Genomic DNA, 16973 nt, shown 5'->3' on the forward strand with positions numbered 1-16973 from the left:
TCCAGCAGCAATTGCTAGTTGTCTTTACTATTCATACCCTGCTGCAAAAGTGAAATTAATTGTTTCACGTTTACCAAGGCACACATCTTTTTCTTTACCATACCGCTAAGCCAAGTGCGCTTTCCGTCAAACTTGCGCCACTTAACATCTTCAGCTTGTAAGGTGATGGTGTCAATAATACGCTCACACGCCAAACCCCAACCGCTGCTATCTAGCATGATAAGATATTGATTTTTAGCTGAATCCGCCAGCTTTTCATTACATTTTTCAGGCATAACCCACATTGCAGTGTCGACAACTTTCATTTTTTCATCACGATGAAGCATCACACCTTTAAACCAGTTCGGTTTACCAAAAATAGGCGTAACATCAGCTAACTGGTGGATCCCGCCAAGCTCGGTAAGTGGCAGTGCCAGAGACAACCCGGCCACTTCGAATATAAGTGCCTGAAATGCTTCATGATAAATACCTGTATCTTTAGCTACAGGGTTATCCGCGTTTTGGCTTTGCTTATTAACGGCACCGTCATTATCTACCGTGCTGACCGTCACGCTCTCGTGTTGGACTTGGCTGGGAAGTTCGGCGTCCTTTAGACTGTGTTCAAATGCTTCATCGCTAGCAGGTTGCTCGTCGATACGTTTAGCCAGCACGTTATCGCTATCAATTTTTGCAGGCTCAAGCACAACTTCACTGGAGACTGAACTAGTCAGTTCTGTATGCAACACTGAGGCAGAGTCGAGCAACTGACTGACATGCTGCAACGACGCGTTTTGCTCAATCTCTTCGGTGAGTGGCCCATCTTGCTCAACATCTTCGGTAAGTAAAGAAGACAGATATTCTTCCATTACGCTTTTTTTGCCTGGCGGTTTAGCATTCATTTCGCAGCCCCTAACAAACGTAAATGACGCAACAAACTTGTGTACGCTGCCACGCCTCGTGCTTTAGGCGCGTGAATTGAAGGTAACGCGTGGTTTGAACTGGCGTCTCTAAACTTAGTATCGATGGGAATTAATCCCTGCCAAACGTTATCACCATGGGTTTCCCGTAATGTGTGATAGGCGCCTATTGCCGCTTTTACGCGTTTATCAAACATGGTCGGCACTATGGTATAGCGAAACTCCTTACGTAATGACTGCTGCATAATGTGCAACGAGCCAAGCATTCGCTCTAACCCCTTGAGCGCTAAAAATTCGGTTTGAACTGGAATAATCACTCGGGTAGACGCAGCCAACGCATTGACCATGAGTACACCTAACACAGGCGGGCAATCAATTAACGCGTACTCGAACTCATCTTCGATCAACCCGAGCGCTTTTTTAAGGGTTAACCCCATGCCACTTTGATTCCCTAGCTTGCGATCTAATGTGGCTAGCGCCATGCTAGCAGGCAAGATGAACAGCGAGTCAAGTTTAGTTGGGCATAAGCAATCTAAAACAGCGTCTTTGTCTAAAGGCCCTTCGTGAATAAAAATATCGTATAAACTGCGTGATAATTCGTCAGAGTCAATACCAAAATAGTAACTTAAGGACGCATGGGGATCGGTATCGATTAGGACGACCTTTGCTCCACGCTGCGCAAGCAAACCACCTAGGGTGACTGTTGTCGTAGTTTTACCAACGCCCCCTTTTTGGTTTGCTACTGTCCATACTTTCACGATAAATACCTTTCAGTCGCCTGCTGTTTTTTTAACTCTCTATCGAAAGTGTCAAAATACGTCAGTTTCTACGCCATCTCTTTTAAAATATGGCTTTCAAACGCATCTATAGAAAACTCTTTTTCAGCGATACCTGCATTCATTACAGCTTGTGGCATGCCATATACTACTGAGCTTAGCTCATCCTGCACCCAAATTTTTGCACCTTTACTTTTTAGCTTGCTGGCGCCAAGTTTTCCGTCAGAGCCCATCCCTGTGAGTATGACCCCTAAGACATCACCGTGATATACATGCGCAATTGACGCAAACGTAATATCAACGCAGGGCTTATACAGTATATCGGCACTGTCTGGTGCATCATAAATTCGAAAAGAAACACGTTGACTATCGCCCTGAACGGTCATTTGACGGCCACCAGGTGCTAAATACGCGACGCCTGCTTTAACTTCTTCACCGTTCATCGCTTCTTTTACAGTCAATTGCGACAACTGATTCAGTCGCTCTGCAAATGCCTTAGTAAAGGAGCCCGGCATGTGTTGCACAATAAAGATAGGATAAGGAAAATTCTTTGGGACAGCTGTGAGCACTTTTTGTAGAGCAACCGGCCCGCCTGTGGACGTGCCAATCGCTAAGCAGCGATACTTTTTACCCGACGGAATACCACTGGACGAAGAATGATAAAGTGGGGCTCCCAACGGAATACTACTGGTCGCTTGCACTGAGCGTTTAGCAGGATTTCGACTAACCGGCTTATTGAACAAAATCGCTTTAGGAGGGGCCACACGCACAGAAGCGGGGCGCAGTCCGTGTTGCTTTCTACACAAGCTTTTGACCCGAGATTGCAAAAGCGCAACGGCATCTTGACGATTTGCCGCGATATCTTCGAACTTCTTGGGTAAGAAGTCCATTGCGCCTGAGTCCAGTGCGTCCAAGGTGGCTTTAGCACCTTGAAGTGTCAATGAAGAAAACATAATGATGGGGACGGGTTTACGGGCCATTATTTTTTTGACGGCAGTGATCCCATCCATGATAGGCATCTCCACGTCCATAGTGACTACATCAGGATTAAGCGTAGCGACCATCTCAATTGCTTCTTGACCATTTCTGGCCTCACCTATGACTTGTAAACTGGGGTCTTGCTCTAGAATTTCTTTTACACGGCGCCTAAAAAAAATCGAATCATCAACAACTAATATCTTGTATGCCATGTGTATTTTGTAAAAACCTCGTGTTTAACGCGCTTGTCGAATGGCATCGGCTTTTTTCTTAGCATAATGCTTTAGTAGGCCTGGAACATCTAGGATCAACGCAATCCCACCATCACTGGTAATCGTTGCGCCAGCCATGCCAGGAGTACCTTGTAGCAATTCATCTAATGGCTTAATCACCACTTCTTCTTGACCGATGAGCGCATCAACCACAAAACCGAGTTGCTGGGTACCAATTTGCACGACAACAACATGTCCCTTAGCGCGATCTAGCGGGATTGGCTTAGCATTTTTGCGTACTAACCACTCGCGTAAATAGAATAATGGGATCGCTTTGGAACGAACGATTTTTGTTAATTGGCCATCAACTGTATTGGTTTTACTCATATCCATGTTGATAATTTCGTTTACCGAGCCTAATGGTAATGCGAAGGTTTGATCGCCAACCACTATCATAAGAGTCGGTAATATTGCCAAAGTCAGTGGCACTTTAATTTCTAGCGTGGTGCCTTTGCCCAGCACAGAATCGATATTGACCGTACCATTTAGCTGGTTAATTTTGGTTTTCACCACGTCCATACCAACGCCGCGGCCTGACACTTCGGATATTTCAGTTTTGGTCGAGAAACCCGGAGCGAAAATTAAATTGAATGCTTCTTCATCTGTCATTCGAGCCGCGGCATCAGCATCTAATACGCCTCGAGAAATAGCTATTTCTTTAAGCTTATCAGGGTCCATGCCTTTACCGTCATCGACTATGCTCAGCAAAATATGATCACCTTCTTGAGAAGCTGATAGCTTTACCGTACCTAAAGATGGCTTGCCCGCTGCGACCCGATCCGCTGGCATTTCTATACCATGATCCACTGAATTTCGTACTAGATGCACCAAAGGATCAGCAAGGGCCTCGACTAAATTTTTGTCTAAATCTGTTTCTTCACCCTCTAGTTCAAGGGTAATTTCTTTCTTCAAGGTGCGCGCTAAGTCACGCACGACTCGAGGAAAACGCCCAAACACTTTTTTGATGGGCTGCATGCGCGTTTTCATCACGGCGCCTTGCAAATCGCCGGTGACCACGTCTAAATTAGCAATCGCTTTTGACATACTTTCGTCGTTGACGGATAAACCTAAACTAAGCAACCTGTTACGCACTAATACCAACTCACCTACCATATTCATGATTTGGTCTAAGCGCTTAGTATCCACCCTAACCGTCGTTTCCGGCTGTGGTGCTGCGGGACGCTTTTCCTCACGCTTAGAAACAGCCGACTTGTCCGCCGCCCCAGGGCTTTTGGCAGGTATATTGGCTTGGCTAGAGGCAATGCTGGGCGCACTCGACTTAGTGTCGTTACTTTTATCAGTGGCTTTTTCACTTGCGGATTGCGACGGCGTGTTATCAGATACTGCCGACGTTACTGGAGTGTTTGGCGCTTTACTTGTTTCTCCGTTAGCTTCTTTTTTGGTAACAGGCCCTTGCCCTTTACCATGGAGCTGATCGAGTAACGCTTCGAATTCATCATCACTGATATCTTCTGATTCAGAATTTGTGCTTGCTACGGGCGCGTCAGTCGATTCAGAGGGAGCGTCTTGAGAGCCGCCAAACTGCCCTTCTCCATGGAGCTGATCGAGTAACGCTTCAAACTCATCGTCACTAATATCGTCACCATCACTACTCATATCAGCGCCACTGGAAGACTCTGTGGATTGTGGCGGCTTATTTGATGGTGATTGCGATGCTCCTCCAACGGGATTACCTTCACCGTGAAGTTCATCAAGCAAGGCCTCAAACTCGGATTCGTCAAAGTCATCCGAATTTGTTTTAGGCTGAGATGCCGCTTCACTGGGCGCCTCGATTACTGGAGTTTCGATAATTGGAGGCGCAGCAACTTGGTCTTGCGCCTCTGGCTTACTCAGGCGATGCAATGTATCTAATAACGATTGCTCTGCTGCTACCAAGGGTTTGTTCGATTTTACATCTTCAAACATGGCGACGACTTCGTCGGTTGCTTGAAGAATAATATCCATTAACTCTGGCGTTAATGAACGTTGGCCATTACGCATGACATCGAATACGTTTTCAGCGCCGTGACAAATATCGACTAATTCGGTTAACGAAAGAAAGCCCGCGCCACCTTTAACCGTATGGTAGCCTCTGAAAATCGCATTCAGTAAATCCGAATCTTGCGGATTATTTTCCAACTCAACCAGCTGTTCTTGAAGCTGCTCTAGTATTTCACCCGCTTCTACTAAAAAATCCTGAAGGATCTCCTCGTCAACATCAAACCCCATATTGTAACGCCTCTAAAATCCTAAACTTGACAGTAAATCATCAACATCATCTTGATTAGATGCGACGTCATCACGGTTAGCTGCATCGAGAATTGGGCCTTCCGCTTTAACACTATCGGCTTGTTTATCAGATATATGAGGAATTTCCGTTGACTCTGATCCACCGAACATCGTTAACATATGCACTAGGCTGTCTTCTACTTCTTTAACTAGTTCAATGACCCGGCGAATAATTTGCCCTGTGATGTCCTGATAGCCTTGAGCTAGTAGCATCTCGGTTAATAATGCGTTTAATTTTCCAGACTCGTCCTTCCCCTCTTCTAAAAACGTGTCGAGGCGCCTGCACAGGGCATTGAATTCGCCCAGCTCTAACTGACGATTAAAAAGCTTCTTCCACTCAGGAATGATTTCGTTCATTTCAGAATTGAGCTTTTCGGCAATGGGCATGCAATCATCGACTAAGTCCATCGTGCGATTCGCGGCTTGCTCAGTGGTTTCAATAACATACGTGAGCCGTGTTTTAGCGTCAGGGATCTCTTCATTCGCTAAATTAGCAATACGTTCATCGAGTTGAAAGTTATTCAAAGAATCATGAAGTTGGCGAGTTAATTTACCCACCTCTTCGAACAGTTCGACAGAATTGGTGTCATTGACACTATCGAGAAGCTGCTGAGCGCCTTGATTGTTACCACTTTCAAGTAAAGCGACTAATTGCTTTGCATCTTCTAGCTTCATGGGGGCTGGATGTGAGGTCATAAGGCCTTCCTTATCGTTGAGAAAAGCCTGACTAACCTAAGCGTTCAAATATCTTGGCCAACTTCTCTTTAAGGGTCGCAGCAGTAAATGGTTTGATAACATACCCATTAACACCAGCCTGCGCCGCCGCTACAATTTGTTCTTTTTTGGCTTCTGCCGTTACCATTAACACTGGTGTGTGTTTAAGGTTTTCATCAGCACGGATTGCCCGCAATAAATCAATTCCTTGCATGCCTGGCATGTTCCAGTCAGTCACTACAAAATCAAAATCACCTTGTTGAAGCATAGGCAATGCGGTACTGCCATCATCCGCTTCTTGAATATTAGTAAAACCTAGATCTTTCAATAGGTTCTTGATGATGCGACGCATTGTCGAAAAATCATCAACAACCAAAATTTTCATATTCTTATCCAAAACTTTCTCCGCTCGAGGCAAAATCAAAACATTTATATGTTATTTGTTTATTCTTCAATACGCCAAGTCTGCATTTTACTTTTTAGTTTTAGCATAGCTTGGCTGTGTATTTGGCTAACACGTGATTCACTCACGTCTAGAACTTCACCTATTTCACGTAGATTCAATTCTTCGTCATAGTACAATGATAATACAATTGCTTCACGCTCAGGTAAGGTTGTAATGGCATGGGCTAAGGCTTTTTGAAAAGAGCCTTGGAGCAAATCTTCAAACGGAGTATCAGAGCCTTTAGTTTGCTCTGTTGTCACCACATCTTCCGATACCCCTAAATCTTCCATGCCAATAATTTTACCTGCATTCACTTCACCGAGCATTTGGTGATATTGCTCAATGCTCACTTCAAGTTTTTTGGCTATATCTACATCTCTGGCGTCACGGCCTGTCTCACGCTCAACTTTATTAATGGCATCCGTTATCGCACGGCCATTTTTATGCACAGAGCGTGGTGTCCAATCACCTTTTCGAATTTCGTCAAGCATAGAGCCGCGAATTCGAATACCTGCAAAGGTCTCAAAACTCGCACCTTTGGTGCCATCGAAGTTACGAGACGCTTCAAGTAAACCAATCATACCGGCTTGAATGAGATCGTCGACCAATACGCTGGCGGGTAGGCGGGCAATAAGATGATGAGCAATGCGCTTTACCAATGGAGCATGACGCTCCACCAGTGCATTTCTGTCATCTAACTGCTGATACGCAGCGGCCTTACTGTTCACCGAATATCGCCCACGGCTTTTTTGGCCACCAACTGCTCAAGGAAGAACTCTAAATGCCCTCCTGGCTGAGACGGCACTGGCCAACCTGCTGCCTGTTGAGCTAGCTTTTTAATAGCGATAGCCGCTGGCGAAGTTGGATATGCTTCAACAATCGCTTTTTGCTTACGAACCGACTTACGAATATTTTCATCAAACGGTACTGTGGCGACTAGTTCCAAGGCCACGTCTAAAAAGCGGTCGGTGACTTTTGTTAACTTATTGAACAGCTCTTGTCCTTCTCGCATATTGCGCACCATATTGGCGACAATTTTAAAACGAAAAACACCGTGCTCTTTATTCAAAATTTTGATCAATGCATAGGCATCTGTGAGAGATGTAGGTTCATCACACACTACCACTAGAATATCTTGCGAGGCACGTGAAAAACTTAAAACCATATCTGAAATACCTGCCGCAGTATCAACGATTAATACGTCAATCTGCGAGCGCAGCTCACTGAATGCTCTAATTAAGCCGGCATGTTCGGTTGGAGTGAGTTCAGTCATTGACTGACTGCCAGAGGTTGCTGGCGCAATTTTAATCCCGTGGGGACCTTCAACAAGGACTTCGTCTAGAGTGCATTCCCCTGACAATACATGTGAAAGGTTTTTCACCACACGTAAGCCAAGTAACACATCCACGTTGGCTAAGCCTAAATCTGCGTCTAATACCATGACTCTCTTACCCTGCTGGGCCATAGAGATCGCGGTATTTAACGTGACGTTGGTTTTACCCACGCCGCCCTTACCACCGGTAACGGCGATCACTTTAATTAATCGAGATTGATTCATTCTTCTTAAGCTACTCGCTTGGTCCTCAATCATACTGCCACTGCTGCGTTATTTAGTGAGTTACCACTAGTATGAATTAATACGTGCTTTTTATAAAGCTTAGCGGCGCTGGTTATTAAAAATTTTGCATCTGCCACTTTCAAGTCTTCCGGAACCTTTTGGCCATCGGTAATAAAGCTCACGGACAATTTGTGCTCGATGGCCGCACTAATTGCCTCTCCAAGACTGTAGCATTCATCTATTTTGGTGAAAATACAACCCTGTAAAGAAATCTGTTTGTAAGCAGCAATGGTTTGCTGCATAACTTGATATTGACTGTTGGCTTGCATGACCAAATAACTGCTGATATTCGCCGTTGTACTCTGCTTCAACGTTTCTAACTGCTTGATCAGTCTAACATCTCTTTGCCCAAACCCTGCAGTATCAATAAGTATAAGTCGCTTATTCCTAAACTGGAATAACAGATCTGATAACTCTTCAGCGTTCTGCGCTTTTTTCACCGAGCAACCAATAATTCTGGCATAGGTAGAAATTTGCTCGTAAGCAGCGATTCGATAGCTGTCAATGGTGATCAAGCCGACGTTTTGAGCACCGTATTTTTGCGCAGCTTGTGCGGCAAGTTTTGCCACAGTCGTTGTCTTTCCCGTCCCAGTAGGGCCCATTAAAACTGCGATGCCGCCTTTGGTCAGTAAGTTACTTTCTTCAGTTTGTATGCGATTAGCCAGCAGTTTTAATAAAAACAACCAAGCCTGACGCTCATCAGTATCTGCCGGGGTATAAGAAACCACTTCATTGGCCAGAGCTTCACTGATACCCATCTTTTGTAACTTGTTGGTTAAATAGCCGTGTAAAGGATGGTTTCGTCCTTTGTCTTGTTGCAAAAGACCAGCCACTTGGAACTGAAGCACATTACGCAAAGAGGCTAGCTCTTGACGCATTTCATTTAATGCGTCTTGCTGATGCGGTACGTTGGGTACTTCTGGTTGCGCCTGCGTTTGGCGTTGCGGCTGACTTGTTACATTTTGAGGCTTTGCAGGCTGAGCAACAGGCTGACTCAATTGATGAGCTGACTCTTTTGCTTGAATTTGTTTTTCAAGCAATGCTCTAAGGCTATCCGGTCCGCTGTCACCGATGATTTCACTGAGGGTAGGAGTGGATTCTGCTCTGGGCTTCGGTGCAGACGTCAAACTGGACTCGGCGCGCTTAGGGCTTGCAGCTGGCTCTTTGTCATATGCAGCGACAATTTCCACACCATTGCTTAGCTTTTTGTTGGACATGATGACTGCGTCATCGCCTAACTCGTCTTTGACTTGTTTCAAAGCTTCGCGCATGTCTTTGCCATAAAAGCGTCTAATTTTCACAATTTACCCCTTGCTACTTGCATCTGGTGACGGACTATTGACCCACCGCACTGACTATTTTAATTTGTTTGTCATCTGGAATTTCTTGATATGACAACACATGCAAACCTTGTACTGCGTGTTTCAAGAACCTTGATAACACAGGGCGCAACATACCTGAAGTAAGTAACACCGCAGGTTCGCCCGCTAATTCTTGCTGTTGAGAAGCATCATTTAGTGACTTTTGTAAACGTTCAGCTAAACCAGGTTCTATTCCTGCGCCATCCCCTCCACCGGCTTGTAATGACTGGTGCAACATCTGTTCCAACTCTGGCGCCAAAGTTATGACTGGTAACTCAGCTTGTCCGCCATTGATCTCTTGAATGATTAGGCGCTTAAGCGAGATACGCAGCGCCGACACTAATACATCAGGATCTTGACTCTTAGGTCCATATTCACACAAGGTTTGTACAATGGTGCGTAAATCACGGATAGGCACGCCTTCGTACAATAGCGTTTGCAGCACTTTAACCACGGTACTAAGTGACAAAATATCAGGCACTAAACCTTCGACTAATTTAGGGCTTTGCTTGGCAAGCATGTCCAGCAATTGCTGAACCTCTTCATGACCAAGTAGTTGATAGGCATTATTAGTCAGAAGTTGACTTAGGTGAGTCGCGACAACCGTGGCGCTATCCACAACGGTGTAACCTAACGTTTGTGCATGCTCACGTTGGTTCGAGCGGATCCAAACGGCATCTAAGCCAAATGCAGGATCTTTTGTAACGGTTCCGTCTAATTTGCCAAATACCTGACCTGGGTTAATCGCCAGTTCGTCGTCGTGGCTGATTTCGGCTTCGCCAACAGAGACCCCCAACATGGATATGGTGTAATTGTTAGGACTTAAATCTAAATTATCGCGAATATGAACTGGGGGAATAAGAAAGCCAAGCTCTTGAGACAACTTCTTACGAACCCCTTTAATACGTGTCAATAACTCGCCGCCTTGTGATTTATCTACCAGCGGGATCAAGCGGTAACCTACTTCTAAACCAATGGTGTCAACGTGTTGCACGTCATCCCAACCTAGTTCTTTGATTTCAGCAGGTTTTGGTGCGCCACGTTCTTTTTCAGGCGCCAATACTTCCGGCTGTGAGGCCAATTTCTTTTCGCTCCAGTGCTGGTAATAAGCATATCCGCCCACTAACGCACTAAACCCCAAGAAAGCCACATGCGGCATGCCCGGCACTATACCCATGACAAACAAAATACCACTGGTGATGTATAAGGCTTGGCGATTACCTAATTGACGAGTGAGTTCTTGACCCATTTCTTGAGAGTCGTTTTCACGAGTGACGATTATCGCCGTCGCTACAGACAACAATAACGAAGGAATTTGTGCAACTAGGCCATCACCTATGGTTAGCAATGTATAAATCTCGACGGCTTGCCCGAAGGCTAAGTCGTGTTGAAAAATGCCAATGAATAAACCGCCCACTATGTTGATCAGCATAATGAATAACCCTGCAACCGCATCCCCTTTTACGAATTTAGACGCACCGTCCATTGAGCCATAGAAGTCGGCTTCACTGGTCACTTCAAACCGGCGTTTACGGGCTTCATCTTGGTCGATAAAACCTGCGTTTAAATCAGCATCAATGGCCATTTGCTTACCTGGCATTGCATCTAACGTAAAGCGTGCGCTCACTTCTGAGATACGTCCAGCACCTGCGGTCACCACTTTAAAGTTAATAATCAACAGAATGGCAAATACCACAATACCCACAGCGTAGTTACCACCAATAACCACTTCGCCAAATGCTTGGATCACTTTCCCCGCCGCATCACCGCCTTCGTGCCCTTCCAGCAAAACAATCCGTGTTGATGCCACATTCAAGGCTAAGCGCAGTACAGTGGCAATTAGTAGAACGAGTGGGAAAATTCCGAAGTCGACGGGCTTCTTAGTGAAAACAGACACTAAGATAATGACCAGTGATAAAGCAATATTAAAGCTAAACAGCACGTCGAGAAGAAACGCTGGCATGGGTAAAATAACCATTCCCATGATGGCCAACAATACAAGAGGCGCACCAAGTCCAGACATAACAGACTGAAATTGATTTTTGTCGAAACGATTAAGATAAGCTGTTAGTTGCATAGCGCGTATTTTTTGACACCTGACGGACGTTTTACTTCATAAAGCAACTACCGCGCCAAATGAGGTAAAACACCCCTACGCCATGCATTAATCTTTAGTCTAACCGCAGGCTGGTGAGACTTTAGCGCCTCAATTCGTAAGGGATAGGAAGGTTTGTGGGTACTGACTTAGGACGTTTTCCCTTGCCATTTTTGTAGGCTTTTAGTTGAAAGACATAAGCCAAAATTTGCGCCACGGCCATGAATAGCTTAGCCGGGATCTCAGACTCCACTTCAGTAGAGTAATAAATCGCTCGAGCCAACATGGGCGATGCGACAATAGGCACTTCATGTGCGTCGGCTATTTTACGTATATGCATCGCCATTTCATCGACCCCTTTGGCAACGAGCACGGGTGCTCGGGTGCCTTGTTGGTCATATTTCAAGGCGATGGAATAATGCGTCGGGTTCGTTACCACCACATCGGCCGTAGGTACTTCTTGCATCATACGGTTTGCAGCAGCTTGAAATTGTAATCGACGAATACGGTTTTTAACCTGTGGGTCACCTTCAGCGTTTTTGTTTTCGTCTTTCACTTCCTGTTTCGACATTTTCATTTCTTTGTTGTGCTTGTAACTTTGATACGGCACATCAAACGCCGCGATAGGAATAAGTGCACAGCACATCATGAGAAATGCCCATGATATTAAGTCCATGGCATGAAATAAGTTTTGTGGATACAGCTCTAAATCAAGGTGTAAAGCTTCATCCTTAAATACCAACATAGCGACATAAGCCATGCCCATCACCACTATCACTTTGGCTATCGCTTTAAGCAATTCAACTAAACCATTCATACCAAACATACGCTTAAAGCCAGCGAGCGGATTGAGCTTATTGGCTTTAGGTGCCGCACCCTGCCAGGTGAAATTGTAGCCACCAAGCGCAATATTGCCGTAAATGCCCGCAGCGGTAATGATGACCATGTACAGCATAACGGGCGTAGCGACTGTTTCGATCGCTGAGCCCCATGCTTGAAACATATGCGTAAAGTCATAGGTTTCATCACGCGATAGAGTAAATGTGCGCTGAGTAACTAGGTAAATCGCCTTGGCAATTTGCCCTCCCATCATGATGAACGCAGCAGCGCTAAAGACTAAAACAAGGGCCGTCGAGAGTTCTTTGGATCGCGCGACTTGGCCCTTTTTTCTGGAGTCGGTGATCTTTTTGGATGTGGGGTCTTCTGTTTTTTCATTAGCGTCAGACATAAACCGCCTCCTTTAAGGACAAACTCTAACAAGCTGACACATCATTTGCTGAGCTCTATCCCACTGTACTTCAAAGTGATAAGTGAAATTATCCATGGTGATCCAGATAATCACCAAACCCATGATTTGCGCGATACTGAAACCCAGACTAAAAATGTTCAATTGCGGCGCCGCCTTGGTCATAACACCGAACGCCAAGTTAACAATCAATAAAGATACAATCGGCGCTAAAGACAAGGTCACGGCGGAAATAAACATCCAACCAGCCCAATGGGCGATTTCTCTAAATTGCTCTGGCTGAAGCCACGCTTCTCCTACTGGAAATGCAGTAAAGCTCATCACCACCATACGGATCATGGCTAAATGGCCATCTAGCGCCCAAAAGAGCAAAGTCGCTAGAATTAAGTAGAACTGACCTACCGCGGGTACATTGATGCCATTGACCGGGTCGACGATGGAAGCAAATCCAAGCCCTGTCTGCATCGCCACGACTTGCCCTGCCAATACAAAGGTATTCAGCACCATGGTTGAGATAAACCCCAGGGAAATACCGATAATAAGTTGCTGGATCACCAACACGAAAGTACTTACTGAGAGTATTTCTACAACCGGCACAGGTGGTATAACAGGCAAAATAATGAAAGTAATAAACAGCGTCAATAAAGCGCGTACAGTAGTGGGAACTGTTTTCGCACTCAAGCCAACCATGGTCGCCAACATGCCCGATATACGCATGAATGGCAGTAACATGTCACCCATGAACTGAGTGATAATGTCGGCGGAAAACGCCATGCTAACCCACCACTTCCGGAATACGCTCTACCATAGTGAAGGTGAAGTCCATTAACTGCTGAACTAGCCAATGTCCACCCCAGCTAAGGGCTAATAAAGTGACAATCAAGCGCGGTAGAAAGCTCATTGTTTGTTCGTTTATGGATGTGGCGGCTTGAAATACTGCGACGATTAACCCCACAAACAAGCTAGGTAAGATGATGGCTGACACCAACAAAATGACCATGTTCAAGGCTTCTTTCAATATGTCAACAAAGACCTCTGGTGCCATGACTAAGTCCCCATTCCAAAGCTGTTTGCTAGGGTGCCAAAAATAAGGTTCCAACCATCCACCAGCACGAACAACATTAGTTTGAAGGGCAGCGAAACGATCATAGGCGATAACATCATCATCCCCATAGCCATGAGGATTGACGCTACCACCAAGTCCAAAATAAGGAATGGGATGAACAACATAAAACCGATTTGAAACGCGGTTTTCAATTCGCTAGTGACAAAAGCGGGTATCAACACATTCATTGGCACATCGGCTGGCTCTTGAAACTGGTCTTCATAGCCGCCTATTTCCACAAATGTTTCTAAATCTTTTATTCTCGTCTGTGCCAGCATAAAACCCCGCAATGGCTCTTTGGCTAGTTCGTAAGCTTGTATCGAGGTGATTTGTTCACTTAAGTATGGCTGTAGCGCTGTTTCATTAATTTTTTCAAACACTGGCGCCATGATAAACATAGACAGGAATAAGCTCACGCCTATCAATATTTGGTTGGAAGGAGATTGTTGCAAACCAATCGCTTGACGCAAAATAGAGAGTACAATGATGATACGAGTGAAAGACGTCATCATCATAATAAATGCAGGCAACAAGCTCAGCGCAGTCATGATCGCCACAACTTGCAATGTCATGGTGTAATCTTGCGAGCCATCCGCGTTTTCAGTCATGGTCAGCGCGGGGATACCGGGCTCGGCAAGAACCCAACTAGGAACCATTAATAGTCCCGTCGCCAATAGCAGTAAAAAAATCTTATTCATCGTGGACTCCCGCACTTTTTTTGCTGCCAGTGTTGGCGTTAGGCTGTAACTTACCAGCCATAAACATATTCAGTTTATCTTTGAAATTGTCACCAACAGGCGATTTGTCATTTGAAATAGGCGTGTCGAGTTTTGCTAAGTGATTAATATTCTGCGCCGTCACACCAATGAGGTGCTGTTCTTCGCCCACTTCTATGACGAGCACGCGCTCTTTAGTGCCTGCCGCTAAAGAAGCTATCACTTTTAACTGCCCCGTGCTGCCGCCAGTGACGTTAAACCGTCGCATTATGAACGCCAACATGAAAACTACAGCGATCACCAGCAGTAGGGATAGAAAAATTGACACTATGGATGAGGTATCAGAGAGGGTTTTAGCTTCAGCAAATGCTGTATTTGAAGCTAAAAACAGAGGGCTCAGTACAAACCAAACCCTTGTTTTAAAAGAGGTTTGTTTAGCGAAGCTTTTTGATTCTTTCCAGTTGACTAATAACATCAGTTAAGCGAATACCAAATTTATCGTTGACGACTACTACCTCACCATGAGCAATCAACGTGCCATTTACTAACACATCAAGTGGCTCACCTGCGACACGGTCTAACTCAACGACAGAACCTTGGTTCAACTGCAATAAATTGCGAATACTGATATGGCTACGTCCTACTTCCATAGAAATAGTCACAGGAATATCCAAAATCGTATCTAACTTGCGCTTTTCCGCTGGGGATATATCTTTGTCTTCTTCAAGCTCGTCATATTCGGCAACAGTTGCGTTACCGTCTTTGCTTTCTTCATCTGCTTGTTCAGCCATGGCAGCTGCCCAATCATCTAAACCTTCTTCTTCACTCATAATCTTTGCCTCTTGATTGGTTACAAATCATCTTCAAGGGTTTGTAACTCGGCGTCGCTATCGATTCTGCGGCCGCCTTTGGTTAATAATTGTAATTCCGATTTGACAGACGTAGGTCGCGGAATTTTATCGGTAATCTTAAGTGCTAGGTTGTCTCGTGAACGGCCCAGCTTCGCTCTGAATGTGGGTAATTCTTCTATCATCACAGTGATGTGCTCGGGCATGTCGATAGGAATAATATCACCGGCTTTCATGTCCATGATCTTTTGTAAGCTAAGCGTCAAATCCATCATGTGAGTAGAAAGCTCGACTTTCACGTCCATAATTTCATCACGTAGTGCTTTGCTCCAACGCAGGTCAGTGTCTTCCTTATCACTTTGCACACCTGCATCGAGAAGTTCTCGAATTGGCTCTAACATTGAGTAGGGCAATGACACATGAAAGTCCCCCCCACCACCATCGAGTTCAATATGAAAAGAGCTGATTACCACCACTTCCGTGGGACTAACAATATTGGCCATCGCTGGGTTAACTTCTGAGTCCAAATATTCGAAAGACACGTCCATCACGGGGGCCCACGCCTCTTTATAATCCTCAAAAATCAGTTTAAGCAGCATCTGAATGATACGTCGCTCTGTCGGCGTGAACTCTCGGCCTTCGATTTTTGCATGATAGCGCCCATCACCACCGAAGAAGTTATCTACCAAAATAAACACTAAACGCGCTTCCATGGTGATTAGCCCAGTGCCTTTAAGTGGACGGAAGCGAACCATATTCAAACTAGTAGGTACAAACAAGGTGTGGATATACTCGCCAAACTTAATCATTTGGATCCCATTAATAGACACTTCTGCCGAACGGCGCATCATATTAAATAGGCTGACCCGCATGTGTCTGGCAAATCGCTCGTTGACGATTTCCAGTGTCGGCATTCTTCCCCGGACGATCCGATCTTGCGAAGAAAAGTCATACTCCAGCGCAGTGCCATCGCCCTGTACTTCTTCTACGTCATCTTCTTCGACTTCGTCTACTCCGTGAAGTAGCGCATCGATTTCATCTTGGGATAATAAGTCGCTCAATCTCTTTCTCGCTTTTGCTTATTGCATCACAAAACCGGTAAACAATACTTGCTCTACCAATTCATTACCTGACACGTCTTTCAAGGTTTTCTGAACTTCCTTTAAAGCGTTATCACGTATGGCAGCTTTGCCCGCTTCTGTGATTAAATCATCAGCATTCGCTTGGCTAAATGCTCTGTTCAATGCCCCTTGAATCGACGGTATGTGCATTTTCACTTGCTCTTCAGCACTGCTGCCGCGAACCATAAGCTGCACTTTAATTTCGACTAAACGGTCTCTATTTGCGCCTGGCACGTTAAACGTAATCGGATTAGGAATAGCCACATAAAGTGCGGTTCCCGTTTTTACAGCCTCTGACGTTTCACCACCATCCCCCTCCATTTGGGCTTGCTCTTCACCTTCCATTGTAACGACCTCGTCTTCACCACCAAGCAAAAAATACGCTGCGCCACCACCACCTAGCAGTAAAACAACCACTATGATGATAATCATCATGAGTTTGCTTTTCTTGCCACCCTCTTCCATTTGTAATTCTTCTTCAGCCATGCCGACA

The 16973-nt window shown here is 45.2% G+C and carries 18 protein-coding genes; all 18 read right to left on the bottom strand.

The window, feature by feature from the left end; translation table 11 throughout:
- Nucleotides 1–14: 14 nt before the first annotated feature.
- The 18 genes from AC0L6N_RS13355 to fliL all read right to left on the bottom strand — a co-directional run bounded on the left by AC0L6N_RS13355 (nucleotide 15) and on the right by fliL (nucleotide 16966).
- A complete protein-coding gene (locus AC0L6N_RS13355; protein ID WP_473475151.1) occupies nucleotides 15–878 on the bottom strand; it encodes a chemotaxis protein CheW in 864 nt (287 codons plus the stop codon).
- On the bottom strand, nucleotides 875–1654 hold the full coding sequence (locus tag AC0L6N_RS13360) for a ParA family protein (RefSeq protein WP_473475153.1): 780 nt from the start codon (nucleotides 1652–1654) through the stop codon (nucleotides 875–877). The genes AC0L6N_RS13355 and AC0L6N_RS13360 overlap by 4 nt, the downstream gene beginning before the upstream one ends.
- Before the next feature lie 68 nt (nucleotides 1655–1722).
- Nucleotides 1723–2862, bottom strand: a complete 1140-nt coding sequence (locus AC0L6N_RS13365; RefSeq protein WP_011575776.1) for a protein-glutamate methylesterase/protein-glutamine glutaminase — start codon at nucleotides 2860–2862, stop codon at nucleotides 1723–1725.
- A gap of 24 nt (nucleotides 2863–2886) precedes the next feature.
- A complete protein-coding gene (locus tag AC0L6N_RS13370; RefSeq protein WP_473475154.1) occupies nucleotides 2887–5151 on the bottom strand; it encodes a chemotaxis protein CheA in 2265 nt (754 codons plus the stop codon).
- 12 nt (nucleotides 5152–5163) lie between these two features.
- A complete protein-coding gene (locus AC0L6N_RS13375; RefSeq protein ID WP_473475156.1) occupies nucleotides 5164–5907 on the bottom strand; it encodes a protein phosphatase CheZ in 744 nt (247 codons plus the stop codon).
- A 31-nt stretch (nucleotides 5908–5938) separates the two neighbouring features.
- Nucleotides 5939–6322 (bottom strand): chemotaxis response regulator CheY, encoded by a 384-nt coding sequence (gene cheY / locus AC0L6N_RS13380; protein ID WP_011575779.1) that lies wholly within the window; start codon nucleotides 6320–6322, stop codon nucleotides 5939–5941.
- A gap of 47 nt (nucleotides 6323–6369) precedes the next feature.
- A complete protein-coding gene (locus tag AC0L6N_RS13385; protein ID WP_006993705.1) occupies nucleotides 6370–7098 on the bottom strand; it encodes an RNA polymerase sigma factor FliA in 729 nt (242 codons plus the stop codon).
- Nucleotides 7095–7961 carry a MinD/ParA family protein gene (locus tag AC0L6N_RS13390; protein ID WP_011575780.1) on the bottom strand — a complete coding sequence of 289 codons (867 nt, stop codon included), beginning with the start codon at nucleotides 7959–7961 and terminating at the stop codon, nucleotides 7095–7097. The genes AC0L6N_RS13385 and AC0L6N_RS13390 overlap by 4 nt, the downstream gene beginning before the upstream one ends.
- A complete protein-coding gene (gene flhF / locus AC0L6N_RS13395) occupies nucleotides 7958–9289 on the bottom strand; it encodes a flagellar biosynthesis protein FlhF (protein ID WP_473475159.1) in 1332 nt (443 codons plus the stop codon). Before flhF ends, AC0L6N_RS13390 begins: the two co-directional genes overlap by 4 nt.
- Before the next feature lie 34 nt (nucleotides 9290–9323).
- Nucleotides 9324–11426 (bottom strand): flagellar biosynthesis protein FlhA, encoded by a 2103-nt coding sequence (gene flhA, locus AC0L6N_RS13400; RefSeq protein ID WP_473475161.1) that lies wholly within the window; start codon nucleotides 11424–11426, stop codon nucleotides 9324–9326.
- 121 nt (nucleotides 11427–11547) lie between these two features.
- Nucleotides 11548–12672 (bottom strand): flagellar biosynthesis protein FlhB, encoded by a 1125-nt coding sequence (gene flhB / locus AC0L6N_RS13405; RefSeq protein ID WP_011575783.1) that lies wholly within the window; start codon nucleotides 12670–12672, stop codon nucleotides 11548–11550.
- A 12-nt stretch (nucleotides 12673–12684) separates the two neighbouring features.
- Entirely contained in the window at nucleotides 12685–13464 is a 780-nt protein-coding gene (fliR, locus tag AC0L6N_RS13410) for a flagellar biosynthetic protein FliR (RefSeq protein WP_011575784.1), read from the bottom strand.
- Between the two features lies 1 nt (nucleotide 13465).
- Entirely contained in the window at nucleotides 13466–13735 is a 270-nt protein-coding gene (fliQ, locus tag AC0L6N_RS13415; protein ID WP_006993711.1) for a flagellar biosynthesis protein FliQ, read from the bottom strand.
- Between the two features lie 2 nt (nucleotides 13736–13737).
- The gene (gene fliP, locus AC0L6N_RS13420) at nucleotides 13738–14493 is read right to left on the bottom strand and encodes a flagellar type III secretion system pore protein FliP (RefSeq protein ID WP_011575785.1); all 756 of its coding nucleotides are present in this window, start codon (nucleotides 14491–14493) and stop codon (nucleotides 13738–13740) included.
- Complete coding sequence (gene fliO / locus AC0L6N_RS13425) at nucleotides 14486–14986, bottom strand: flagellar biosynthetic protein FliO (RefSeq protein ID WP_473475163.1); 501 nt, start codon at nucleotides 14984–14986, stop codon at nucleotides 14486–14488. Before fliO ends, fliP begins: the two co-directional genes overlap by 8 nt.
- On the bottom strand, nucleotides 14946–15341 hold the full coding sequence (fliN, locus tag AC0L6N_RS13430; protein ID WP_473475165.1) for a flagellar motor switch protein FliN: 396 nt from the start codon (nucleotides 15339–15341) through the stop codon (nucleotides 14946–14948). Before fliN ends, fliO begins: the two co-directional genes overlap by 41 nt.
- Before the next feature lie 20 nt (nucleotides 15342–15361).
- Nucleotides 15362–16420 (bottom strand): flagellar motor switch protein FliM, encoded by a 1059-nt coding sequence (fliM, locus tag AC0L6N_RS13435; protein ID WP_006993716.1) that lies wholly within the window; start codon nucleotides 16418–16420, stop codon nucleotides 15362–15364.
- Nucleotides 16421–16438: 18 nt separating this feature from the next.
- Nucleotides 16439–16966 carry a flagellar basal body-associated protein FliL gene (gene fliL / locus AC0L6N_RS13440; RefSeq protein WP_473475167.1) on the bottom strand — a complete coding sequence of 176 codons (528 nt, stop codon included), beginning with the start codon at nucleotides 16964–16966 and terminating at the stop codon, nucleotides 16439–16441.
- Nucleotides 16967–16973: the final 7 nt, after the last annotated feature.

This window comes from Paraglaciecola sp. G1-13 (genome assembly GCF_055809255.1).